This is a genomic window from Paenibacillus sp. FSL K6-1230, from assembly GCF_038002385.1.
Lineage (GTDB): Bacteria > Bacillota > Bacilli > Paenibacillales > Paenibacillaceae > Paenibacillus > Paenibacillus massiliensis.
Genome location: NZ_JBBOCK010000001.1, coordinates 1634548 through 1658159, shown reverse-complemented (window position 1 = coordinate 1658159; position 23612 = coordinate 1634548). Strand labels below are relative to the sequence as shown.

24 protein-coding genes are annotated in these 23612 nt (G+C 50.1%); 3 read left to right on the top strand and 21 right to left on the bottom strand.

The window, feature by feature from the left end; all coding sequences use genetic code 11:
- Positions 1 to 2 precede the first annotated feature (2 nt).
- The 18 genes from MKX74_RS07270 to MKX74_RS07185 all read right to left on the bottom strand — a co-directional run bounded on the left by MKX74_RS07270 (position 3) and on the right by MKX74_RS07185 (position 18660).
- Positions 3 to 1001 carry an SPASM domain-containing protein gene (locus MKX74_RS07270; protein WP_025681354.1) on the bottom strand — a complete coding sequence of 333 codons (999 nt, stop codon included), beginning with the start codon at positions 999 to 1001 and terminating at the stop codon, positions 3 to 5.
- The gene (locus MKX74_RS07265; RefSeq protein WP_341177925.1) at positions 991 to 1728 is read right to left on the bottom strand and encodes an SDR family NAD(P)-dependent oxidoreductase; all 738 of its coding nucleotides are present in this window, start codon (positions 1726 to 1728) and stop codon (positions 991 to 993) included. Before MKX74_RS07265 ends, MKX74_RS07270 begins: the two co-directional genes overlap by 11 nt.
- Position 1729: 1 nt before the next feature.
- Positions 1730 to 3151 (bottom strand): glycosyltransferase, encoded by a 1422-nt coding sequence (locus MKX74_RS07260; protein ID WP_341177924.1) that lies wholly within the window; start codon positions 3149 to 3151, stop codon positions 1730 to 1732.
- A gap of 18 nt (positions 3152 to 3169) precedes the next feature.
- Positions 3170 to 3973: a PHP domain-containing protein gene (locus MKX74_RS07255; protein WP_341177923.1), complete on the bottom strand. Its 804-nt coding sequence runs from the start codon at positions 3971 to 3973 to the stop codon at positions 3170 to 3172.
- Positions 3974 to 3996: 23 nt separating this feature from the next.
- Complete coding sequence (locus tag MKX74_RS07250) at positions 3997 to 4641, bottom strand: hypothetical protein (RefSeq protein ID WP_341177922.1); 645 nt, start codon at positions 4639 to 4641, stop codon at positions 3997 to 3999.
- A gap of 37 nt (positions 4642 to 4678) precedes the next feature.
- Positions 4679 to 5791, bottom strand: a complete 1113-nt coding sequence (locus MKX74_RS07245) for a nucleotidyltransferase domain-containing protein (RefSeq protein WP_341177921.1) — start codon at positions 5789 to 5791, stop codon at positions 4679 to 4681.
- 122 nt (positions 5792 to 5913) lie between these two features.
- Positions 5914 to 6189, bottom strand: a complete 276-nt coding sequence (locus MKX74_RS07240; protein WP_341177920.1) for an acyl carrier protein — start codon at positions 6187 to 6189, stop codon at positions 5914 to 5916.
- A 26-nt stretch (positions 6190 to 6215) separates the two neighbouring features.
- Positions 6216 to 6992, bottom strand: coding sequence for an ABC transporter permease (locus MKX74_RS07235; RefSeq protein WP_025681361.1), 777 nt, complete (start codon positions 6990 to 6992; stop codon positions 6216 to 6218).
- A gap of 3 nt (positions 6993 to 6995) precedes the next feature.
- Positions 6996 to 7799 carry an ABC transporter permease gene (locus MKX74_RS07230; RefSeq protein ID WP_341177919.1) on the bottom strand — a complete coding sequence of 268 codons (804 nt, stop codon included), beginning with the start codon at positions 7797 to 7799 and terminating at the stop codon, positions 6996 to 6998.
- On the bottom strand, positions 7796 to 8770 hold the full coding sequence (locus MKX74_RS07225) for an ABC transporter ATP-binding protein (protein WP_018886070.1): 975 nt from the start codon (positions 8768 to 8770) through the stop codon (positions 7796 to 7798). Before MKX74_RS07225 ends, MKX74_RS07230 begins: the two co-directional genes overlap by 4 nt.
- A complete protein-coding gene (locus MKX74_RS07220) occupies positions 8736 to 9272 on the bottom strand; it encodes a hypothetical protein (RefSeq protein WP_025681364.1) in 537 nt (178 codons plus the stop codon). The genes MKX74_RS07225 and MKX74_RS07220 overlap by 35 nt, the downstream gene beginning before the upstream one ends.
- On the bottom strand, positions 9269 to 10435 hold the full coding sequence (locus MKX74_RS07215) for a hypothetical protein (protein WP_341177918.1): 1167 nt from the start codon (positions 10433 to 10435) through the stop codon (positions 9269 to 9271). Before MKX74_RS07215 ends, MKX74_RS07220 begins: the two co-directional genes overlap by 4 nt.
- 81 nt (positions 10436 to 10516) lie before the next feature.
- Positions 10517 to 11500 carry an FkbM family methyltransferase gene (locus MKX74_RS07210; protein WP_341177917.1) on the bottom strand — a complete coding sequence of 328 codons (984 nt, stop codon included), beginning with the start codon at positions 11498 to 11500 and terminating at the stop codon, positions 10517 to 10519.
- A 249-nt stretch (positions 11501 to 11749) separates the two neighbouring features.
- Complete coding sequence (locus MKX74_RS07205) at positions 11750 to 12742, bottom strand: acetyl-CoA carboxylase carboxyltransferase subunit alpha (protein WP_341177916.1); 993 nt, start codon at positions 12740 to 12742, stop codon at positions 11750 to 11752.
- Position 12743: 1 nt separating this feature from the next.
- Entirely contained in the window at positions 12744 to 13637 is an 894-nt protein-coding gene (accD, locus tag MKX74_RS07200; RefSeq protein ID WP_018886075.1) for an acetyl-CoA carboxylase, carboxyltransferase subunit beta, read from the bottom strand.
- 272 nt (positions 13638 to 13909) lie between these two features.
- Positions 13910 to 14098, bottom strand: a complete 189-nt coding sequence (locus tag MKX74_RS07195) for a hypothetical protein (protein ID WP_018886076.1) — start codon at positions 14096 to 14098, stop codon at positions 13910 to 13912.
- Positions 14099 to 14264: 166 nt separating this feature from the next.
- Entirely contained in the window at positions 14265 to 14759 is a 495-nt protein-coding gene (locus tag MKX74_RS07190) for a phosphatidylglycerophosphatase A family protein (protein ID WP_341177915.1), read from the bottom strand.
- 115 nt (positions 14760 to 14874) lie between these two features.
- Positions 14875 to 18660 carry a DNA polymerase III subunit alpha gene (locus tag MKX74_RS07185; protein WP_341177914.1) on the bottom strand — a complete coding sequence of 1262 codons (3786 nt, stop codon included), beginning with the start codon at positions 18658 to 18660 and terminating at the stop codon, positions 14875 to 14877.
- Positions 18661 to 18885: 225 nt separating this feature from the next.
- Here MKX74_RS07185 and MKX74_RS07180 point away from each other — a divergent pair, with 225 nt between their 5' ends.
- Together MKX74_RS07180 and MKX74_RS07175 are read left to right on the top strand one after the other, a co-directional pair.
- Positions 18886 to 19215 (top strand): YtrH family sporulation protein, encoded by a 330-nt coding sequence (locus MKX74_RS07180; protein ID WP_018886079.1) that lies wholly within the window; start codon positions 18886 to 18888, stop codon positions 19213 to 19215.
- Positions 19216 to 19218: 3 nt separating this feature from the next.
- Positions 19219 to 19686, top strand: coding sequence for a hypothetical protein (locus tag MKX74_RS07175; protein ID WP_341177913.1), 468 nt, complete (start codon positions 19219 to 19221; stop codon positions 19684 to 19686).
- A gap of 82 nt (positions 19687 to 19768) precedes the next feature.
- On the opposite strand, the gene MKX74_RS07170 is transcribed toward MKX74_RS07175, so the two are convergent.
- The 3 genes from MKX74_RS07170 to MKX74_RS07160 form a co-directional block, all read right to left on the bottom strand.
- Positions 19769 to 21103: a DRTGG domain-containing protein gene (locus tag MKX74_RS07170; RefSeq protein WP_018886081.1), complete on the bottom strand. Its 1335-nt coding sequence runs from the start codon at positions 21101 to 21103 to the stop codon at positions 19769 to 19771.
- Between the two features lie 214 nt (positions 21104 to 21317).
- On the bottom strand, positions 21318 to 21617 hold the full coding sequence (locus MKX74_RS07165; protein WP_341177912.1) for a hypothetical protein: 300 nt from the start codon (positions 21615 to 21617) through the stop codon (positions 21318 to 21320).
- 99 nt (positions 21618 to 21716) lie between these two features.
- The gene (locus tag MKX74_RS07160; protein WP_341177911.1) at positions 21717 to 22061 is read right to left on the bottom strand and encodes a YlbF family regulator; all 345 of its coding nucleotides are present in this window, start codon (positions 22059 to 22061) and stop codon (positions 21717 to 21719) included.
- A gap of 159 nt (positions 22062 to 22220) precedes the next feature.
- Here MKX74_RS07160 and MKX74_RS07155 point away from each other — a divergent pair, with 159 nt between their 5' ends.
- Positions 22221 to 23591: a YheC/YheD family endospore coat-associated protein gene (locus MKX74_RS07155; RefSeq protein ID WP_341177910.1), complete on the top strand. Its 1371-nt coding sequence runs from the start codon at positions 22221 to 22223 to the stop codon at positions 23589 to 23591.
- Positions 23592 to 23612: the final 21 nt, after the last annotated feature.

Genomic DNA, 23612 nt, shown 5'->3' with positions numbered 1-23612 from the left:
CGTTATATCCCTGCCTTCTGACCAGGAACGATCGCCTTCCTGCCCGATTCATCCAAATATCGATCGCCCGTAAAATTACTGCCTCCCCCGAACTCTGGCTTCAGAAGAGCAGCTTTGCAGCGCGTGCAGATAAAATCCGATGGCAGTCCTTCTGTCTCCCCACGTACATACTGCCTGATCTCGTTGGCTCTCTCGCTGTGCCACACAGCCTCAATACTACTCTCCAGTACGTTACCCAGCACGACCTCCCGTCTCCAATCCTGCGAGCAAATGATCGCGTCTCCGTTAGCCAAGATGTTCATTCGTTCGAACGGTCTTAGCAGCTGGCAGCCTGCCAGTGGATTCTGCTCCATACCTATAATCGAAGCCAGCTTCTTGGCGTTCCCATGTCCTTCCACACTGCCTGCTCGATCGAGGAATCCGAACAAATGGAGCTTGGCCTCGGGGAACAGTTCCTCAATGCTTCTCACATTCTCCTCCATATCCACCCATGGACACAGGATGGCTACCAATTGTATGTCAATCGGAAGACCGCTCGCCTTATTTTGCTCTAGCAGATGCTTGATTCTGTCTACTGTCTTGTGAAAATTCAATCCGGGCATTAGCTCCTTGTATAGCTCCTCCGTTCCCCCGAAGAAGCTGATTCTGAAATCATCAATGAGCCGTTCCAGAAGGATCGCTTCGATCAATTCCTCGTTGAGACCAGACGTATTGGAGGAGACCTCTACGAAAATTCCGCTCTCCTTAAGCCTGCGCAATACGGACAAGAACCTTCTGTCCAATGTGGGCTCATTATTCATGTATGGAATGGCACGGACAACCTCATGGCTATGTGCGGCAAGCTCCGTCAGAATCTGGTCTATTCCCTCATCACTCATCCGTGCTGGTGTGAAGCATTTTTCGGTGGAGCTATAAGGACATGGAGCACACTGTCCATTACAGAACGATTGCGTCTGAAATTCGATATATTTAGGAAATGCCGAAAGCTCATTAATACCCAATGCTATTCCCCCCGTCAACAATTATGGTCTGTCCCGTTACCCAGTTCATGCTGTCTGTCACAAAGGCATAGATGGCTGCTTCGATCTGTTCTCCCGTAGCGATGCTACCAAGAGGGGTGTTACTCTGGATGCGCTCCTCCTGCTCTGACCCTATATCCGGGTTCAGCTCACTCTGAAAATAACCCGGCGCTATGCAATTGCACCGAATCTGATAAGGTCCGAGATCATAAGCCCATTGTCTGATCAGAGCCTCTAGCGCACCCTTTGTTGCAATATAAGGTGCACTGTGCCGATTGACACGATGGACAAGATTGCTGGACACCGCCACGATGCTTCCTTGTCTGCAAGCCACAAAGTAGGGAAAGAGAGCACTTACAATAGCCGCCAGTGACATGCAGTGAACCTGAAACATCTGCTCCCAGGTAAGAAGCTCGTCCGCGGTATAGGGCAGCGAGCATTTTCGATAGACACCTGCCGTATGAATAATATTCAGGCGCTCCACCCTACTGAAATTCGCAATCGTCTCTAGACCTCTGGACAGTTCCGATAGAGTACAGCTCTGTTCCAAATCCACCTCCAACAGCTTCATCCGCTCGTGTCCCGAGGGGATTGTCCCACCTGGTCGGATGATCCCGATGACCTCATGCTGCTGCTCGCACAAATGCTTACAGACCGCACTTCCCAACGTTCCTCCAGCACCTGTAACCACCGAAATGACCCGTTCCATCTCAGATCAGCTCCCGTTCCTGTATAGTTCTTCCACCGTCAGACAACTGCGTGTCAGCATGCTGAATTTCATTGCGCTGCGTCTTATATTTCTCAGTCTTGTTATTGCGGCCTCGAAGCTGCTGAGCCATATTCAGGCAAGGTCCCCAGCAATGAATGAGATAAGCTGATACGCAGTACAGTGATGATCGTGGCAGCACAACTTGATCTGAAGTGAGTTGCCGGGTGTGCTGTCGGATAAGACGCGCAATGAGATAATGAACTCCTGGAAGATAAGCTAAAATGAACAGAATGGAGGCCGCGAAGCCCCACCACCCAAAGAGAAGTGTAGTCCAGATTGGAAGCACCAGAAGCAGCACAGACGGAGAGAACAACCAGTAGATCGCCAACAGAAACAGTTTAGTAGCCAGTACAGCCGCTCTTAGTGTCTCCCAGGCAGTCCGTTCGCCTTGATGGAGAAGCTGTGTGAAATACTTAAAAGCGTGAAACGGCCCGTTGAACCATACACTTTGCTGCCGGATATAGACCGAAATGCGATTCGTGAATTCGGCTTGCTCCAGGATCGGGACCGGGTAAATAGGGATGCGATGTACATTCAACCGATATCCCAGACAAGCATCCTCGTTGATGTTCTCCTCCGGGAATCCACCCATTCGCCCGAGCACCTCATTGTGTGCATAGAAGCCATGGCCAATGACATAATTCATCTTTTCGGCTATAATCTCCAGCATGCTTTTTATCGGACCCAAACTGCGGGGAAGCCTACTCCACAAGCGGACAAAAGCCACTTGGTAACGAACACGAGTCAGCTCGAACAGGACGCTCCAGCGATTTTGCCACTGTGCGGCACTGCTGATATTGGAGCGGGATGCTGCCCCGATCGGGAGCGGGAAGTAGCTGTATTGCTGGAAGCAGCACTCACGTCCCTTCTGCGCAGCCTGATGCTCCACATAATCCAGGACGCGCTCATCAATTCTGGAATCCGCATTATAGATACCAATCCAGAAATCCCCATCCTTATGCTTGGCCCGAAGCTGCTCCACGGCAAAATTCAATTGATGGGCCATGACACCGCTCGCATCCTCATAATGCAGAATGTGTATTCCAGGCGAGGGAAAGGCGGTCTGAGCCTGTTTCAGCACCTCATTCGTATGCGGAATATCTTCTCTCTGTCGCTCTCTCGCCGTTGTAATGAACAACACCTCACAGCCTGACCGATGGGTCACAAGACTGCGAAAGTGCAAATAAGTATCCCGGGCAATCACCTGCTCGTCCATCATCGGAATCAGCAGATACATCGGGACATCCAGACGTTGTACGCTTACTGGTCTTTCGTAAGACAGCCATTTAGCTGCTAACAGACTACAAATCACATTTCGGACCAGCATATAGACATATACAGCTACCAGCACAGAATACGTCATGCGTGTTCTCCCCACTTGTCATAGGGCATCCAGAATATTGATCTTGCTGCTGTCCAGCCACCAGGTCTGGGACGAGCTCTTGATGCCAGTATCCGTATGCTCCTTGTGATGAAAATCAGATCCGCCCGAGCGATACAGCCCCTTCCCACTAGCCAACGCGACATAGCGCTGCTGCTGCTCGGAGCTGTGAGACGGATGATAGCATTCCAGCCCTTCTAATCCATAGAAGATTAGTTCTTCTACCACCTCTACAATGTTGATCTCATGCCGTTCCAGCCGTCCCGGGTGAGCAAGCACTGCAATACCTCCTGCATCGCGAATAATCTGAATGCTCTCCTGCGCTGTAGGCTTGTAAGGCGGAGTGATGTGATGCTGTCGGTAATCGAGATAGAGCACATTGGCCTCCTCCCGAGACGAACAGAGACCCTGCTCCATGAGTGCATAGGCCAGATTCCGACGGAAAGCCGCCTGCCCCTTATAGCCTGATACGTCGAGCGAAATGCCCTGCTGCCGTAGACACTCCTGTAGCTTCATATTCGCTCGAAGACTGGAGTGACTGAGCTTGCTTAGAAAACGGTGCAAGACACTTGACCTTATATCCAAATCGTACCCTAAAATATGTAATTCACGATGATTGCTCGTATTGATCTCGATTCCGGGTATGATCTGAAGCTGTTCAGGATATGAATCCTTCAAGCTTAGTAGGCCTTCCACGCTATGATGATCTGTGATTGCTATTAGCCTTAATTCTTGCTCGACAGCGTATTGGACCAGGTCATCTGGTGTAAGACTGCCGTCCGAGCAAGTTGTATGCATATGCATATCTACCTTCACCTATCATCACCTCAGCTTCGAACTGTTCCTCCACAGAACTCCATAATCTCATCTGCATATCGTTCCCACTCCATATCCTGGGTCTCGATCGTCAGCACCTCCATATGAGTGCGCTTACACTCCTGCTTCAAGGCCTCCTGCAGACGTTGAAAATAAGTGGCAATCTCTCGATCGCTCCTCCCAAGGCCCGCCAGATATCGATCCCATTTTACCGAATTCCGATAGTAGCGAGTGGAGTGAATACTCCTCTCCTCAATCGCCGAGTCGGGCAGCAGCAGCATGACAACCTTGTAGCCTGCACGATATAGACGCTGATCCAGTTCCATGAGTAGCGCTTCATCTTGGTAATACGACTTGATATAATTCTCCAAATGAAAGGTCTCCAGGATAGATTGATAGGACCGATAAGGATCAGTCGCGCCATATTCTGCATACTGCCGATCCAGCGTCTCTACACTACGTACAATATTGTCCATAATGGAGTAAATCCGATCCTGAACCTCTGCACCCTGCTCCCTCCAGACGAGTGAGGAGGTATAGAGCTGGGAGGCCGTATATATATTGGAATATCCTGCTGCAACCATCCTTCTCAGCATATGGTGCAGGAGCGTAGTCTTCCCGCTGCCTGTGATCCCTTCCAGTATCACTCTCAGCATCGCTTATCCCTCTTCGCTTCTCCAGATTGATTGCTATCTATTCCTCAAGTAGCTTGTGCCTCGGCTCAAAGCCATCCAGCTCGTCTTTGTTGCTGCTGGAGAATATCCGCTCTCGGATGCTCTTTCGCCACACAGAGCTCTCCCCATAATCCTGACGACCAAATTCCTGAAGGAACTGCATGTCCTGCACATCAAGCAGCTTCATCCAGCGCTCCTCATAGCCATCGTTATAGATCGTTTTCAAGTAATATAGTGTGTAGTACACTGCTTCACGATAGCCAAGCTTATTCGCTTGTGTCATCGTCTCCCGTAAGCTTGCTTCGTCCATTCGCGCCAAAATATACTCGCGGATATCACATAACTTAATCAGCGTGAGATCGTTCACATTATAAATCCAGGCCAGATTTGTCGCTTCCTTATAGAAGTGACAGCATAGGTGCAGGAAGAAATCGGCTGGCTGCAGTACGCCGCCCTCTGCCCGCTCCAGCATGTCTCGAACATCCTGCTTCTTCAAATCCAGATCAAGGCTGAAGCAGAAATCGAGCTTGAAGCAATTAATATATTCGGAATCTGCTATTTTCAAGAAGGGATACATATTATTCATCTTATTCTTCCATAGAATCTGCTTCGTGCGACTGACCTCCCTGATCGTTCGGGTCGGCTTGTCATAGTCGCCCTGACAGTAGCCCAGCTCCTTCATAGCCAGCGTTATCCTTGGTACATCTGCATGGTCTACTAGAATATCCATGTCATTCATATTACGTAGTCCATAATCCGGATAGATATGCTTGGCCAGATAAGCTCCCTTAAGCAGAGCATAGCGAATCGAGCTGGCCTCCAGCACCTCAGCGATTTTCCTAGATTCCAGAATGTAGCTCTCCGTACGCTTCCTTAGACCAAGATGATAAAATTTCATAACGGATAACAAAGGCTTGGCCACCAGATGCTCTAGCCTGAGCCGAAGCAGGTTGCCCCAAGCAAGTCCCAGTACTTTGTTCTTGGCGCACGCATTCAGTATGAAGTACCAATCGAGTCGACCTGTCTCTACCAGATCGCGAACCCGTGTCTCCTCCTCTTTCGTGAAGGTCAATCTGGCCAGCAGCAGCACAATCTCCTGCTCAGTGGATAATACCTCGACATCCGTGTTCATTCATTCAGCACGTCCTTTCAGCCTCTCCATAAATGGGTTGCTCATTACGAACTCATAGCAGCAATGAAGTGTAAAGCTCAGGTTGTAGGATTGGAGCGTGAACCTTCATACACCTCCATCTCTCATGGAGATGGCTGAACCATAGTCACCTTCGCCACATGCTCGACGATTTTATTCACGGTCTCGAAGTTCTCCATCATCAAAGCCTCATCCGCAAATTCAATTCCAAATGCCTGCTCGATCGCCAAGATCAGGCGAATGAAGCTCATGGAGTCCAATCCCAGAGTATCAAGCGGGACATCATCCCCGATGACAAGTGGTGTATCCGCCCCCTCCTCTCCTTTCACCTCTATTACATTACTAATCAATTGCTTGATATTCTCTTTACTGAGCTCCATATGGCTCTCCTCACTTTCGTATTTATCTATGACCCTGTGGACTTATAGTGTCGGATGCCCAGCCTCCATAGCCAGAAGACAGGCACAATCAGCAGGGTAGCATACAAAGGTGACAACGCATGATGTACACTGGTACTTTTGTCAGTCAGGTATAGTAGGGGGAAATACTGTATACACGCCAAAGGAATAATGTACGTAAAGAAGGTCAGGATTCTCTTCCCGTAGATCGACAACGGATAACGGCCAAATTCCCTGCTCCCATCCGTGAGAATATTGAAGACCTCCAGTCCCTGGGTTGTAAAAAAACAGATGGCTGCATACAGCAAAAATAACGTGGCAAAAAATAATGTGCCACAGACAATCATCAGCAGTTGAACGGCAATCTTATCCAACCCCCATACGACCCCGCTATTAGGTATGGCGTACAAATAGATGATGACCGCTTGGGCGAATCTCCCTATCCTGCTTAATTCAAAGGTCGAGGATAAGATCTGGAATATCTCATTGCGCGGCCTCACCATAATTCGGTCGAATTGACCGTTAGCCAGCATGTTATCGAACGTATCGAAGCCTCTGGCGAAGAACTCTGCCAACGAGTATGCCATAAGCACCGTAGCAAAGCAGAGCAACACCTCACCATATGTAAAATCAAGCACCTGATTAAAGCGGCCGAACAAAAAGGTCAGGCCGAGAAAGGCAAAAAACGATGTTAAAAATTGTCCTATAATCGTAAGTGTGAGTGACATCTTGTGCTGCATGACAGAATAGAAGTACACCCGCATGTATGCCATGTATAATTTCATGGTCTATCCCCCCTGTACCACTACATTTTTCAACGCTCTCCGCAAGGCCAGCTTACCGATCAACACCAGACTAATCAGCCAGAATAGCTGAATAAGAATGCTGTACAAGGCATCTGTCCCTTGGATGTTCCCGCTGAAGATACGGAACGGTACATTCTGCATGGATGCGAATGGTATTAGGTTAATCACCGTCTGCAGTGCATCGGGAAAGAACGGAAGTGGGATAACCGCTCCCGCCAGAAATTCCACCAGAGACGACATGACCATCCGAACCCCTGTGGAGGAGATGGTATAGAAGGTCGTAACATAGATCAGCATGCAAAAAGCAACCACCAAGAATAAAGCCAGCAACATAGATATCAAAAACAATAGAAATTGCCCACCATGCTGTGGAAGGCTTAATCTGTAAGGCTGCGGCATCAGGAATGCCAGCAGGATGATCGGAATAAAGCGGAACAAGGCTTTGGCCACACGACTCGCTATGTTTTTCACAAACCACATATCGTATAAGTCACTGGGGCGACATAGCTCATACGCAATCTGTCCGCTAGAGATGGAGGATAGAATCTCTCGATCCAGATACCAGGTAATGAACAGCGTAAAGAAAGCTTGCTGCAGCCACATATAAGTGACTACCTCAGAGAAGCTCATGGGGAGCTGTACATTATTGCTGTCATAAAAGGATTTGTACAAGAAAATATTCATTAACGCCCAGCACACTTGGGCTATGATTCCTGCATACGCACTAAGCTTATATTGCAGCAGATTCACGGTATGGACCTTGAAAAAGGCAAAATACACCTTCATAGATCGAACCCCCTGTACAGGTCCACCACAATCTCTTCAATGGAAGTGCCCAGCACAGTCATATCCTCAATCAGTACCTGGGTGGATAAGTAAGCAATGGCCGACGAAGCGGAGATCGTACTGGTATCGACCGCAATATCCATGTGCCCCGGCAAGGATTTGATGAGCCGCAGACCATCGCACATCGTAGGCACCTGCCCCGTATATTCAATCGTTAGCACCTTCTGCTTGTTGTATCTTTCCTTCAGCTGATTGATGGAGCCGTCGAGCAGAATTTCACCCTTGCCGATCACGATGATGCGCTTCGTCAGTGCCTCGATATCCTGCATGTCATGCGTGGTAAGAATGACGGTCGTCTTCTTCTCCTGGTTAATGTCCCAAATGAACTTGCGTACCTCTCTCTTGGAGACGGCATCCAGACCAATCGTCGGCTCATCCAGAAACAGCAGTCTTGGACTATGTAGCAGCGAAGCGGAGATCTCGCAGCGCATACGCTGCCCCAGCGACAGCTGCCTTGCAGGCGTTCTGATGATATGCTCGATATCCAAGAGGTCTGTCAGCATGTTCAGATTGTCCTTGAATTGTCTCTCAGGGACCTTGTAGATATCCCTAAGCAATTGGAACGAGTCAATGACCGGAATGTCCCACCACAGCTGAGATCGCTGTCCAAATACAACTCCAATATCCTGTACATGACGAACCCGCTCCTTCCAGGGAGTGCGTCCATTCACCACACAGGTGCCGCTGTCAGGCGTCAACACACCGCTCAAGATTTTGATCGTACTGCTCTTGCCCGCTCCGTTAGGCCCGATATAGCCTACCATTTCGCCCTCGGCAATATTGAAGCTGATATTGTTCAATGCTGACACGGTCGTATAGCGATTGCTGAAGAAGGATTTCAGGGCTGACATCGTCCCTCCGTCCCTGCGAGCAATCTTAAATGTTTTGTTCAAGTCTTTGACCTCGATCATGGATCCTGCCTCCATCATTATGCAAGTAAGATTGAATGTCCTGTGTACCCTTCAGCACAATGACCTTATCCTGTGCGTGCTGAATGAACTCCTCGTATCGTCGGTGCTTGATAATTCCGCGTGTCCATCTGATCATCTGCAGGACACTTCTCAGATTCTCACTGGTCCGAGGCTCTTGACCCAAGCGCCGGGCTGCAAATCTTCGCAGCACTCTCCAGCTAATCAGGCACAGGTTCTGCTCCTGTATGAAAATGATCTGGTCTGCCTTGGACAGCACAGGCTCCAGCCAGGGCTCAAAATAAGCTCCTTCAATAATCCACGACTCTCCTCCCAGCAGATTGGACAGGTAGGCGTCACGCTGCTGTGCAGCACGCTCTACAGTATATTTTTCCTCCCAGAAAATATCATCAAGATCTGCATGCGGAATTTGGTGCTGCTTGCTGAGTCGGGCTGCCATATAGCTCTTCCCGCTGCCTGAGCAGCCAATGATATAGAGCTTCACAATGCACTGCTCTTTCCGAACAGCTCATTGTGCTCAGCTGAGCGAAGCGTATTGTGACCGAACTCTACCTGAATAAGCTCACACTTTTCGACAAGCTGTGTGATGAATTGAATAGCATTTGCCTCCAGCTCCGCATCTTGCTTCACGCGCTTGACCAGCCAAGGCGTTAGCCAGTTCGGATCGCGAGGGGTCATGCATGCTTTTAGAAGCTCCTCTTGGGCTGCCTGTTGCTCCATTCTGAAGGCTCGAGCATAAGGAAGTGCATAATCGAACTTGGGGAATATGATCTTCTTAAGCTGAAAATCCGAGCAAGTCGGTACCCCAAATAGGCTAGATAGCTCCTGTGGGGTAAGCTCTGCTTTTTTGGACGAACCTATCTTCCGCAAAATATCCTCATCCTTGTTCAGCCATTCAGCCGGCTGCTTGCGGGAGAAATCATAGTCCTGCAGGCATACCTCCAGCTCTGGAAAGCTCTCTGCACTCCCCAGTCCGACCCGTATGGCCAGTGGCACATATTCAAGGCTGAAGGCTCCGGGCTGCTGATGCAGGATTACCCGATCATTTGCCACAAATTCATAGCCTTGCCCAAGCAGATATAGCAAGAAGGAGGTCTTGCCACTGGCCTTATCCCCGCAAATTAGTACCCCTTCACTGCCAATCCCTCCTGCAGCCGCACCATGAATAATAATTCCCTGCCGATTTTCTGCATGTCTGAGAATTAACTCACGAATGACCCGAAGCAGATAAGATCCTCCGACCAGCGGCTCCTCTCGGGTACAGACGTATAGCAAGTCTCCCTCCTCTGGCTGGATTACCACATAGTGGCCGTCGGTACATACGCACACCCGTATGCCCTGACCATGATACACATTCACTTTGCTGCCACTCTTGTGTACGTGAAGTGTGTGTCCTGGCTCCAATTGACCTGCCAGCTCCAGCGCTTGCTCCAGCAATGCCTGACTACTCCTGTGATGGATGACATACTGCTCCTGCTGACTGACATAGGCTGAAGGATGCTTGGGCATAGCATTTAGATAAGCTTGGATGTAAACGTTAACATTTGCCTGGTTAGTCATACACCTCACAGATACGCCGGGAAATGCATACTGATACTCATGCTCCCAACTTTTCAATGCTGCCATGAAATCCTTCCACTGCTCCATGCTCTCTCTCCTCGTCATTATATTGAGCACCCTTCAGGTTAAATGTCTGAAGTATGAAGGCTGCCAGGGAAATCCGGGCTATTACGTCTGTCTTGCGAATCTTGTCAGCCGTTCCTTCCAGCGATCCGTACCTTGCCGGATACAGACGAGATCCGACATGCTGCTCCGCTGGGTCACTACCCCAGGCTCCACTTGGACAATAGAGCCTTGCACCATTTCAAAAAACACATAATCCCAGTCGCTGAGCTTCTCCAGCAAGGCATGTGCACTAGCTCCAAATTGCAGCAGATGGGCCTCACATACCTCCAGCAAAAGTACAGGGCTGTGCTGTCTGATCGTCTGCTGTGCTCCCTCAATGCACAATAATTCTGCACCCTCCACATCAATCTTCATGCAGGTCAAGCGCTTGAGATCAGCCTCCTTGAAGAAGGAATCCAGTGCGACGCACCGGGTCGACTGTACATGATCTGCATGCTCATTCTGCATTCTTAGAGAGGCACGAGCACGCGACTCATCCAGAAAAAATAAAGTCTCCTCCTTGGCCTGATTTGAGACGGCCACATTATAAGCGCTTACATTCTCTGACTTATTCAAGGATAAATGCTCGCTTAGCTCTGTGAAGGTGCGCTGATTAGGCTCAAAGGCATGCACTTGTCCTTTCTCTCCTACCACGTTGGAGAACAGTATCGTGTAATATCCATAGTTGGCACCCAGATCCAGCACTGTATCCCCAGGCTGAACCAGCTCTCGAATCGCCGTCTCATAGAGTTCGTGATCTCTCCCCTCCCGGAGCAGATTGTACGTAATCGCATAGTAATCCGCGTCATCTACGTAGTACCTTCTCTGGTCGTGCAGCGTCAGGATCAGATGCTGCTCATTCACCTCAATACTCTTAACTCGTTGTTTGATGAATGATCTCAACGTCTCCACGGGTTGCCTGACCTTCTTTTCCCATAGCTGCTGCTTGATATGTAGCTCGCGTTCAACGAACTGACGAGTGGGGACCTCATCCCTGTATTTACGTCTATGATGCTCAATAGCCCTTACTATTCGTTCCTCAGCCATATTCACTCTCCATCCTTCGAAATAAAAACCTAAAATTAAGAATTAATAATAAATAATTTTAAATATATAATTATTTTACATGGAATTATTTTCATATTGTATTCTAGTATTATCATATATTCAAAATCACGTCAATGAGAGAAAACACACTGCAGATCAGTGCGATGGATGAAAGGTAGACTTGTAAAAAAAACTCCCTTCACAGCAACCGGTCCTATTGAACCTGTTACTGCAAAGGGAGTCTGCTTATTACTGTAATTCACTGTTGATCTCGTTTTGCTGTTGCTGGTACCAGCCGAATTCCCCAATCTTACGGAACTTCTGGTAACGGTCTTCCTTGAGCTCATGAGCATCCATAACGGATAGCTCCTTCAGGTGACGGTCCAGTGCGGACTTCACCGCTTCAGCGGCAAGCTCGTAGTCCTTGTGGGCACCGCCCTTCGGCTCTGGAATGATATCTTCGATGACTTCCATTTCCAGCAAATCCTGAGCCGTAATTCTCATCGCCTCAGCCGCCTGATCCGCCTTAGAGGCATCTTTCCACAGAATAGATGCTGCTCCGTTCGGAGAGATCGCAGAGTAAATGGCATGCTCCAGCATCAGCACACGGTTGCCGACAGCCATCGCCAAGGCGCCACCGCTACCGCCCTCTCCGATGACCACACAAATAACAGGTACCGAAAGCTTGGCCATCTCTCGCAGATTGCGGGCAATCGCTTCCGATTGACCTCTCTCTTCTGCTGTATTCCCCGGATAAGCCCCCTTCGTATCCACAAAGGTAATGATTGGCCTCCGGAATTTGTCTGCCTGCTGCATGAGACGCAGCGCCTTACGGAAGCCCTCAGGGTGCGGACTTCCGAAGAAGCGAGCTATGTTATCCTTGGTGTCCTTCCCCCGCTGCTGCCCGATCACGGTCACAGGAGTGCCATTCAAGCGCGCAATCCCCCCTACAACCGCCAGATCATCACCGAAGAGTCTGTCTCCGTGCAGTTCAATGAAATCGGTAAAAATAAGCTCTATAAAGTCCAAAGAAGTCGGGCGCTGATGAAGACGGGCTAGATGCATTTTTTGTGGAGCTGAAATGTTACTGTATATCTCATCTGCCATCTGGTCGTACCGTTCCTCCAGACGCTTGATTTCCTCCGTGAAATCAATGCCCTTCTCTTGACCAAATTGCTTCAATTCTTCTATCTTCTGGCGCATCTCCGCAAGAGGCTTCTCATAAGGCAATTCTCCCGCCAATCTAGTACACCCCTTTCGTGCTGTGAAGTTCAAGTAGCTGTGTTAATGTACCGCGCAGGTCCTTGCGGTGAACGACCATATCAAGCTGCCCATGCTGCAGATTGAACTCTGACGTCTGGAAGTCATCTGGTAGCTTCTGCCGAATGGTCTGCTCAATTACAATTCTACCGGCAAAGCCAAATACGGCGCCTGGCTCAGCAATATTAATATCTCCCAGCGTAGCAAAGCTTGCGGACACTCCACCTGTCGTAGGATCAGTAACCACAGAAATATAGAGTCCACCCTGCTCGTCCAATCTGGAGAGAGCCGCACTCGTCTTCGCCATCTGCATCAAGCTAAGAATACTTTCCTGCATCCGTGCACCACCAGAGGTTGAGAAGATGATCACCGGCAGTTTCTTGGATATGGCCTGCTCAATAGCACGAGTAATCTTCTCACCCACGACAGAGCCCATACTTCCAGTAAAAAAGTCAAAGCTCATTACAGCTACAACCACAGGTTGTCCACCAATCAAGCCTTCTCCAGTCACAACAGCATCACGCAAGCCCGATTTCATCGTCTGCTGCTCCAGCTTGGAGCTGTATCCAGGGAAGTCGAGTGGATCGACCGAGATCATATCAGCATCATATTCTATGAAGCTTTCATCATCAAACGTCATTTTAATCCGTTCAAGAGCATTCAGTCTCATATGGTACCCGCAAGATGGGCATACCTTCAGATTCTTCTCCAGCTCCTTGCTATACTGAATCGTTCCGCATTTTCCACACTTGGTCATGAGCCCTTCAGGAATCTCACGCTTGGGACGATCACCTGTATCAGGTTGTTCGCCGCCACGCGACCGCTCTGCGGGAATCGTTGCGTATTTTCTTTTTTTCTGGAATAAATCTTTGAACACAACTACACCTCTTCAGCCGTTAATTTGTCAGCCCAGGATCTATAGAAGCTGCCAATGAAGGAAGTCTTCATCATAAAAAATCTATATTAGGAACATGTCTATCGAAGAACTTGCGTGGAAGTAGTCCCCACTCCGTGGAACGTATGTCTTGCGATTATAGACTTTGTTGGAGCGTTTGAACACGTATAATTTCTATAATTCCAAAATAAATGCCAGCACAGGCGTCAGCCTGATCTCCCTCATGCCAGTTGTTCGTGCGTGGGTGCATAGGTCTAAGGATGCAGGATGGCATTCAGCACTTCCTGAACTTCTTCCACTTCTCCAGAAGGGACGAGGATCTCAAATTGCTGCTTGGAGGCACTTATGGCCCGTGTCTTCACCATAAAACCTTCATCAGACAGCTTGAGCTTGATCATATCAGCCATTTTGGCAGTTGGTGCAATGTAGATCACCGTCCACACCCTTGTAACCCCCTAGGCAAATGTCTCTCGAGTCCGTATTAATGAACTCATGATAACATACCTTACTTTTTTCCCGCAAGAAAGGCCCTCTTCCTTCAAGAGGGCAATTAGCATTCTAAATGCCCGCCGTACAAGCTTCGACAGCTGGTCGGGAGCTATTTCAAATTTAAGATGTAGGGGGTGGATAATTGCGAGCCAGTGCATTTCCATGGGCAATACGGGCGGATGCTGCGGCCGCCAGACTCGCTACCAGATCATCTAGAAAAACGTGAATACCTTCTGTCTTTCGGTTCAGACGCTCCAGAATTCCTGTTTTGTCCTTGTCAACATAGCCAAAGCTCGTTAGCCCAATCATACCATATACACTGGTAATCCCTAGTGCCATCGTCTCATCCACGCCATACAGCGGCTCATCTGCCTCCATAATGGTCTGCAGAGGTTCTGGCAGTAGCTTGCGCTCCGCCAGCTCATCCAACGCTATTCCTGTATACAAAGTATATTGAACCTCACGCTTGCCAAGCACAGACCTGACGCTATCCATACATTCCTGAAACGTCAGGTCAGGATAATATTTGCTCTGTAGATGATAGACGATGTCTGCAATGTCCTCGATTTTGACCCCTCTGCGCTTCAGAAGCGCCTCAGCATACTGTTGTGACATGAGCTTCCCTCCTGCTCCGCACCATGAACACCCATGGACAAGTTGCTGCGGAGATACTTTTAGCCGGTGTTCTCATGTGTATGCAGCAGCTTACTGAATTGTTCTTGCCATAAGCTTACTTCACACGGACTGTGCCTTGGCCCAATAGCTTTTCCAGCTGTTGGAACAGCTCTGGGGAAGGCTTGGTCCGGTAGGCATCACTCAGTGCAAGCAAGCGCTGGCTCCCTTCGTAGAAAAGAACAGTCTGCAGATCCCCCTCATGGTTCTCCAGTACAGACTTCACCATGCTCAGCAGTCCAGCATCCGCTTCAGCTTCCCTGGTGATTTTGATAAAGATTCGCTGATCAGAGCCACTCTTTCTGTCTTGCTCCACTCCTGCTCTATCAGATAGATTTGCCTGGTCGTTAGTCTCCCTGCCTGTCCCAGCTCCAATAGCCCCCTCGATAGCACGGCTGGCTGCGGCGTGGGCGTTGGTAACCCTTTGGCCGGACTCTCCTGAGGACTTCACCAATGCAGATTCATGACGACTGTCGACATTTTGTGCACTTCGTCCATCTGTTCGGGAAGCATGATCCAGTGCGGCAGAGGACACCTTCTGTGCGGGTACTGCAACGGATGCTGCAGTGACAGCAGCAGGCGGACTGCCCTGCGCACGTCCAGAGGCAGGACGTCTGGAGCTGCTGCTCCGGCGGGACAGCAGGCGCTGTAGATGCTCTCCACTCAGCGGAGCTACCTCATCGGCAAGCAGCTTGAAGCCCTCGTCCTGCTGCTGCACTCTCGCGCGAATGGCAAGCAGGGCTCCTTTTTCCACATGGGGGCGACTCCTTCTCCAGACTTCAGGAAACAATACGACCTCGCAGCGCTCAATCTGGTCCTCCAGCTCCATGAAGGCCATTTCTTTCCCCTGCTTCGTCGTAATCGTCTTCATGGATACGACCATGCCTGCGGTAACGATCACAGACTCATCCGCAGCCTCCGACAGCTGCATGAGCTTGTCTATACCAGCGGCCACCAGCTCCTCGTCCCAGTCATCCAGTGGATGACCGGACAGATAGAGACCCAGTAGCTCACGCTCCATCTCCAGTTGTTGGCCTGCACTGTAAGGCTGAACGTCAGGATAGTTAATCTCCCAGTTCGGCGTCTCTAGGACATCGAAATCGAACAGCTGAATTTGCAGATCCTCACGCTCCTTGCGCCACTTCAACGCAGCCTCAAGGGTCTCATCAAGCATCGTCAGTAGTTGGGCTCTGTGCCCTGGCAGAGAATCGAAGGCCCCTGCCTGGATCAGTGACTCAATCACTCTCTTGTTGCACACCCGCAGATCTACGCGACGACAGAAATCTAGCAAGCTGTCGAAAGGACGCTCCTTCCGCTCACTTAGAATACTTTCCATAGCCTGCGTTCCGACATTCTTAATGGCTGCAAGTCCGAATCGAATATTCTGCGTTACCGGCGTGAACAGTACACCGCTCTCATTCACGTCTGGCGGCAGCACCTTCATATTCATGCGTCGACATTCCACGACATACTCTGCCACCTTGCGATGGCTCCCCATCACCGCCGTCAGCATGGAAGCCATGAACTGAACCGGATAATGAGCCTTCAGATAGGCAGTTTGGAAGGCCAAAACGCCGTACGCAGCCGCATGCGCACGCGGAAAGCCGTAATCGGCAAAGCGAACGATCATGTCATAGACCACATCCGCCTCGGCCTCCGTATAGCCCTTGTTGATGCTTCCGGCCACGAAATGACCTCGTTCTCGGTCTAGCACCTCACGCTTCTTCTTGGATACGGCCCTGCGCAGCAGATCCGCCTCTCCCAGCGAAAAGCCCGCCATTCGGGAAGCAATCTGCATAATCTGCTCCTGATACACGATAATGCCATAAGTATCCTTCAAGACAGGCTCCAGATCAGGGTGGGGATATCGAACCTCTATTGCTCCATGTTTGGCTTGAATGTAGTTCGGAATGAACTCCATTGGGCCCGGGCGATACAATGCGAGCACCGAGATAATATCCTCGAAGCTGCTTGGCTTCATATCCTTGAGCACTCTGCGCATCCCTGCAGACTCTAATTGGAACACACCTGTCGTCTCGCCTCGTCCAAGCAGCTCATAGGTTAACGGATCATCATCATTAATTTGATTAAAATCAGGCGTCGTACCATATTCCTCTCCAATCCATCGGAGGCTGCGCTCAATAATGGATAGCGTACGCAAGCCGAGAAAGTCCATCTTGAGAAGGCCAATCGACTCCAGACTCTCCATGGCGTATTGGGTCAGGGGTACGCCTTCTCCTCCCTCCTGCAGTGGCACAGCATCCGTCAGGGGCGAACGCGAAATCACGACACCGGCGGCGTGCGTAGACGCATGTCTTGGCATTCCTTCTACCTTCATCGCCATATCGAGCATCGCACGGGTAGCCGGCTTCGTCTCATATAACTCCCGCAGCCCTTCGCTGATCTCCATAGCCTTACGGATATGAATGCCGAGCTGGCCCGGAATGAGCTTCGCTGCCTTGTCTACCTCGCCGTAGGGAACATTCTGCACGCGCCCTACGTCACGCACTGCCGCTCTGGCCGCGAGCGTCCCGAACGTGATAATCTGGGCGACATGCTCCTTGCCGTATTTGGCAACGACATAGTCGATAACCTCATCCCGCCGCTCGTCACTGAAGTCAATATCAATATCCGGCATGCTGATCCGCTCCGGGTTCAGGAAGCGTTCGAACAACAGCTGGTATTTCATTGGATCTACATTCGTAATCTTGAGTACATACGCTACGAGGCTACCAGCAGACGAGCCACGTCCTGGCCCGGTTGCAATTCCCTGCTGATGGGCATAAGCGATGAAATCCCAGACGATCAGGAAATAGTCGCTGAAGCCCATGCTCTCGATCGTATTCAACTCATAATCAAGCCGCTCCTCCAGTTGTCTGCGTTGCTCCTCATCATGCCAGCGGATATCCTGTGCATAACGATCCTCCAGCCCCTGAAGACACAGAGACCGTAGATACTCGCCAGGAGACATGCTTTCTGGCAGAGGACGATAAGCTGGTAATATATAATGACCGAATTCCAGCTCCAGCTGGCACTCGTCAGCAATACGCACCGTATTGGCCATGGCTTCTGGCAAATGTGGGAATAAGCGTGCCATCTCCTCAGCACTCTTCATATAGAGCTGATCTGTCGGAATACGGAATCTCTCTTCATCCTCCAGCGTCTTCCCCGTGCCAATGCAGATAAGCACATCCTGAACCTCAGCATCCGGACCCGTCAGATAGTGCACATCATTCGTTAATACGAGTGGAATGTCCAGCTCGCGAGACAGCTCGACCAGCAGTCCATTCACACGCTTCTGGTCGGGCAGCCCATGATCCTGCAGCTCCAGGTAGAAGTGCTCTCCGAAGATGTCCTTGTAGCGTTTCGCTGCAGCCCGCGCCTCGCGCTCCCGGCCATGTAGCAAATGCTGCGGTACCTCGCCTCCCAAGCAGGCGCTCAAGCAGGTGATGCCCTCACCGTAGGTCGCCAGACTTTCCATATCAATACGTGGTTTATAATGAAAGCCCTCCAGATGACCGATGGAGCACAGCTTCATCAGATTCTGGTAGCCCTTCATATTACGTGCGAGCAATATCAAATGATAAATTGGCTGATCCTTGCGGCTGCCACGCTCCTTGCGCGAGCCTGCAGTCAAATAGACCTCGCAGCCAATGATGGGCTTAATGCCTCGTGCCTGACATGCTTTATAGAAAGGTATAGCCCCGTACATAACCCCATGGTCTGTCAGCGCTAAAGCCTTCATTCCGTATGCAGCAGCCTGCTCGACCAGCTCCATGATCCGGGCTGCACCGTCTAGCAGACTATATTCACTATGCGTATGCAGGTGAACAAATGAACTCATGCGCTTCGCATCCTTTCGGCGCTTGTTGAACAGATCGGTAGGAATGTCTGTTCCCTTTGGAACTATTTTATCATAACCTGGCACCTCGCGCCCATACAATAAAAGTACAGGCTCTATCGTGCCTGATCAAGGCTTGGCACAAGGCCATATCGTCAGGACATAAGCAACCATAGAAGCTGGCACAGAGGATCACCACAAGCCAAAAGTGAGAAAGTGAGGGACATGATGAGTACATTTCTAACCAAAGCTATTCTGGATTTCTTCATTGCATTTGGCATTGTGCTAGGCGGGGCTATGCTGGGAGGAGTCGGAGCCGTGATCGCCTTGCAGCCACCTACGCAAACGATGCTGGATATCGCAGGCAAAATTAAAATTTGGGCGCTTGCCGCGGCCGTGGGCGGAACCATTGACCCCATGAGGGTCATTGAGAGCAATGTGCTGGATGGCAATCTTTCACCAGCCATCAAGCAGATTCTATATCTGATCTTTGCTTTCCTGGGGGCACACATGGGGACGGAGCTGGTCAAATGGGTATGTAACGGGGGACGTAGCTAGCATATGAGGAGCTTCTTGAGACAATCAGGTATTTTCGTGCTTGGCATGGTCGCGGGAAGCATTATATACAATGCGATCTGGCATACCAGCTATAACGCGCTCTGGATGCATAATCAGGATTTGCGCATTCAGCTGGACCAGGCAGAGGAGGATAATGAGACTCTGCGCAAGCACAGCAACCGACATAGTGTGATTAAAGAGATTAAGGTCCGGGCTGAGCAGTCAAGCGCAGATAAAATCTCGGCGATCGAGGTCAAGGATATACTGCGGCAGATGCATGAGGATCTGGAGGTGCTGCGCGGACGGGATATATTCGAGATTGATACAGACAGCAAGATGGTCCGTGTTCTGCTCAACCGCAAAATATATACCGTACGCGAGAAAGAATACTCCATTCAGGTCAAGACGATGCTAGCGGTAGAAGGCGTGCTGCAAATCTGGGTGGAGATGCGCCCATATATACGAAGCTAGGACATGAACGCATCACATGAGCATAGAGCCACTCCAAGCGGTAAGCCCTGTCATTCCTGAAATGAGCTGGCCTGATCGTGCTTCACCCATGGTCAATGGAATGCAGGGTCAGCACCGATTTGCAGACGATAAGCTCCTCTCGAAAAATAGAAATCTCCAGTCTGCAGGTTCGCCTGCTGACCTCCATCACTGATGAGCGAATGACGACAGCATCCTCAATCTGTACCGGACGGATAAAATAGCTGCTGATCTGATCCAGCACATGGTCATTGCCTGTCAGGTCCTTGGCGACGCGGCAGCCCGCCTGGGTCATAATATTGATCAGCACTCCCTCCGAGATCGTACCGAGATTCGTAGCCATCTGCGGAATAATGAAGCCGTTGAACATCAGCTCCCCTTCCGGTCCGCGCTCCTCTGCAAGGCCGCTCCAGATCAGATGATCGAACGTCTCTCCTAGCTGTGGCTGCTTCTGGGCGTCTCGGAGGGCTGTCAGCACCTCCTTGCGAGACACAGACCCAAGCAGCTTGCGATTCCGGTCAATGATCGGCAGGAAATGGATGCCCTCCCAGGTCATAATCTGCGCAGCCGAGGCCAAAGAGGTCTGCAGCAAGGCTGTAATCGGGCTACGAAGAATACACTTCTCAATAGACTGATTGCCCTGTAGATGCTGAATATCCTTTCGCCCCACAATGCCGATGAGACGGTTCCATTCATCCACTACTGTGAAACGCTGTTCTCCAGTTGCTTCAGCCAGTGCCTCCAGATCGGCAACGGTGCTGTTGATCTTCAGTGTGTGGGGCTTGCCCTTGCGCGAGACAATATCCTCGACCAGCATAATTTTCTTCTTGATCAGGCGGTCAAATATGGCCCGGTTAATCATGGAGGCTACCGTAAAGGTATCATGACGTGAGGAGATAATCGGCAAATTAAGCTTGTCGGCCAGTTGCTTCACTTCACGGCTTGTACCAAAGCCCCCTGTAATGAGCACACCAGCTCCCTGTTCTAATGCCAAGGAGTGTGCATTCTCGCGGTTACCGACGATGAGCAGGCTACCTGGATCAATATAACGTGCCATGGCATCCACTTTCATCGCACCGATGACATACTTGTGAAGCGGCTGGGCCAGACCCTCGCTACCGCCAAGTACATGCCCCTCAACGATATTCACCACATCCGCAAAGGTCAGCTGCTCGGAAACTCCACGTGGCCTCTTTTCTACCCGAACCGTTCCGATCCGTTCCTTCGTAATGACAATGCCGAGATTCTCGGCTTCCTTTACAGCACGGTAGGCGGTCCCTTCACTAACAGCCATCTCCTTGGCCAATCTGCGGACCGATATTTTGGTGCCCACCTTCAGCTGTTCAATATGTCGTAATAGCTGTTCATGCTTCGTGACCGTTTCGTCGAACCCCTGCACAACTGTTACACCCCCTGCGAGCAATCTGTATTAATCTGTACTCATTATATCATATCCACCTCCATTTCAAAGATAGGTATGTCACCTTCTCAGCTCAGCGTAGGTTCATCAAATAGCCTATCCCCGTATCCTCCGGTCAATAGCAAACAAGCCAGCAGAACAAGATACATATCTTGTCCTACCAGCTTGGTACATAAGATTAAGCGTCAGTCCTTCAAGAGGACTTGCCTCTAAGGGCATCCTGCTGCTGCTCCTGCTCATCCCATTTCAGCTGCCATTGCTGCAGCTTGGCCTTGCGCACTCGCTCTAACGCTGCCCGTTTCTCCTCATCCACACCCAGCAGAAAATGCAGGTTGGCACCGATCACCATCAGCGAGAATAACACCCATACCGCTCCGAATAGCTCTACCAGTCCCATTTCTCCACCAAAAGGAATTCGCGGCAGTGCGATAATGAGCATCACTAGAGCAACCAGTAAATATAAGCCATGCTTCCACTTCTTAAAAGACTTCATATCCTAACCTTCCTCCCACCTGAGACTTAGGAAAGCTGTACTCGCTTCCTACTCTATGTTTCTAGTCTATGAGGAAGTCGGACAAGATATGAGTCAATCTTATTGAGAAGTGCCGTACAAATGCTGCAGGCTTTCCGTAATGATCTTGTTGACATCCTCAATAATGACGCTCAGACGGCGCTCCGCATCAAATAGACGACGGACGTTAAGATTGCTGCTCAGCACCTCGAAAAGCTTCTCCATGCTCTCAATCTCTTCTTGCTGCGGCATATCTCCACTCATCATCCGCTGCTGCACATCCATCTGGCGTTGTCTGAACTCGTCCAGCATGCGCTTAGCTTCGGGATCGGCATCGACCAGCTTCATCGCTGCCGTAATCTCTTCTACCTCACCGCTCTGCTTGAGAGCCTTTGCCAAATCATGCGCCTTGTCATAAATACTCATTCTTCTTCATCCTCCCTAACATTGTTGAAGCACCATTCAATTTAACGGATTAGGTCAATCACCAAGGTATATATGTCCTCATATGATGAACTACATGCAATGTGCTGACGCAGCCCATACAGCCTTAACCTCTAGTTGCTGCCTGGAAGGAGATCCACGATGTCCAGTAAAAAAGTATCGGTTCAAGTCATCGGATCGGGCCTGCTGCAGGATGACGTTCTTATGATCAGTGATCAACTGCTGAAGCTATGGAAGATTCAGACCGGGCATCCTCTGCAGCTCGTATTCGGCTCATTCCGCCAAGAGATCACAGCTATATCTGCACCTGGAATACATGGCATCCGCATGGGGAATGCCCTTGCACATAAGCTGGGTCTGACTTCCAGCAGTGTCCTGCGCGTCTCCTGCCATACTCCCAGTCGAACCCTGCGCATGGGGCCGCTGATTGGCGTCCTGATCAGCCGGGATTTTCCGGATCAGACGGACAGACCATTCGGTACAATCACCCATTTTTGTCGTGAGCTGGCTGGTGCTTGCACTAAACAGGGCGCTTATGTCTACTTCTTCACACCCGATCATATTCGTTCCCATCCCGGTCACGTTGACGGCTGGGTCTACGATGGGTCCTGGAAAAAAGCGGTTCTGCCTACGGCAGATGTAGTCAACAATCGGCTTACCTCACGCAAGCTCGAGAACAAACCTAGCGTACAGTATTTCATGAAAGAAGTAAAATTACGGTATGGCTCGACGGTCTTCAACGAGAAATTTCTGGATAAGAATGAGGTCTTTGACGCCCTGAAGCACAACAAAGAGCTAAGACGCTATCTGCCAGAATCTCACCTGCTGGATAATTACCTTACCTTTAAGAAAATGTGCTCTACTTACAGCAGCGTGTTTCTGAAGCCCGTACGAGGTAGTCTTGGCAAAGGAATCATTCGGATCACCAAAAATGTAGACGGCACCTTCACTACACTCACGACATCCACCAGTGCGCCGAAGAAGCAGGTCTATCCCAGTATCGTAAAAATGTTCTCAGGCATCTCGGGAAAAATGAAAACGACCCGCTATCAGATCCAGCAAGGTCTTCCGCTCATTGACCACAGCAAACGCCCCGTTGATTTTCGCGCTCTAGTGCAGAAGAACAGGAAGGGTGTCTGGAGTGTCACCTCGATTGTGGCTCGGATCGCGGGAGGAAGTCATTTCGTCTCGAATCTGGCACGGGGTGGCTCACTCAGTACCGTTAAGGAGGCCGTCGCCAAGACTTCCTTGTCTTCTTCAGTCAAGAGCAACGCCTATCAAGCATTGAAGACAGCCGCACTTGCGATTGCATCCGGTGTGGAGCAGTCAATCCCTGCCCATTTTGGTGAATTGGGAATAGACCTTGCATTGGATACTTCAGGCCATGTCTGGCTAATTGAGGTGAACTCCAAACCATCCAAGAATGACAACACACCGCTGGGTGACCAGAAAATTCGCCCTTCGGTCAAAAAAATGATTGATTACTGCTGTTATTTGGCTGAATTGCATTGACAGCGGTGCAAGGAGGCTGAT

Coding starts and splice junctions, on each gene's coding strand:
- MKX74_RS07250 (WP_341177922.1), bottom strand. CDS start 4,641: ATGCTGAGAGTGATACTGGAAGGGATCACAGGCAGCGGGAAGACTACG.
- MKX74_RS07165 (WP_341177912.1), bottom strand. CDS start 21,617: ATGAAGTCTTTTAAGAAGTGGAAGCATGGCTTATATTTACTGGTTGCT.
- MKX74_RS07185 (WP_341177914.1), bottom strand. CDS start 18,660: ATGAGTTCATTTGTTCACCTGCATACGCATAGTGAATATAGTCTGCTA.
- MKX74_RS07225 (WP_018886070.1), bottom strand. CDS start 8,770: ATGATCGAGGTCAAAGACTTGAACAAAACATTTAAGATTGCTCGCAGG.
- MKX74_RS07160 (WP_341177911.1), bottom strand. CDS start 22,061: ATGAGTATTTATGACAAGGCGCATGATTTGGCAAAGGCTCTCAAGCAG.
- MKX74_RS07255 (WP_341177923.1), bottom strand. CDS start 3,973: ATGCATATGCATACAACTTGCTCGGACGGCAGTCTTACACCAGATGAC.
- MKX74_RS07245 (WP_341177921.1), bottom strand. CDS start 5,791: ATGAACACGGATGTCGAGGTATTATCCACTGAGCAGGAGATTGTGCTG.
- MKX74_RS07260 (WP_341177924.1), bottom strand. CDS start 3,151: ATGACGTATTCTGTGCTGGTAGCTGTATATGTCTATATGCTGGTCCGA.
- MKX74_RS07210 (WP_341177917.1), bottom strand. CDS start 11,500: ATGGCTGAGGAACGAATAGTAAGGGCTATTGAGCATCATAGACGTAAA.
- MKX74_RS07190 (WP_341177915.1), bottom strand. CDS start 14,759: ATGTCACAACAGTATGCTGAGGCGCTTCTGAAGCGCAGAGGGGTCAAA.
- MKX74_RS07235 (WP_025681361.1), bottom strand. CDS start 6,992: ATGAAATTATACATGGCATACATGCGGGTGTACTTCTATTCTGTCATG.
- MKX74_RS07240 (WP_341177920.1), bottom strand. CDS start 6,189: ATGGAGCTCAGTAAAGAGAATATCAAGCAATTGATTAGTAATGTAATA.
- MKX74_RS07155 (WP_341177910.1), top strand. CDS start 22,221: ATGTCCAGTAAAAAAGTATCGGTTCAAGTCATCGGATCGGGCCTGCTG.
- MKX74_RS07175 (WP_341177913.1), top strand. CDS start 19,219: ATGAGGAGCTTCTTGAGACAATCAGGTATTTTCGTGCTTGGCATGGTC.
- MKX74_RS07215 (WP_341177918.1), bottom strand. CDS start 10,435: ATGGAGCAGTGGAAGGATTTCATGGCAGCATTGAAAAGTTGGGAGCAT.
- MKX74_RS07230 (WP_341177919.1), bottom strand. CDS start 7,799: ATGAAGGTGTATTTTGCCTTTTTCAAGGTCCATACCGTGAATCTGCTG.
- MKX74_RS07265 (WP_341177925.1), bottom strand. CDS start 1,728: ATGGAACGGGTCATTTCGGTGGTTACAGGTGCTGGAGGAACGTTGGGA.
- MKX74_RS07180 (WP_018886079.1), top strand. CDS start 18,886: ATGAGTACATTTCTAACCAAAGCTATTCTGGATTTCTTCATTGCATTT.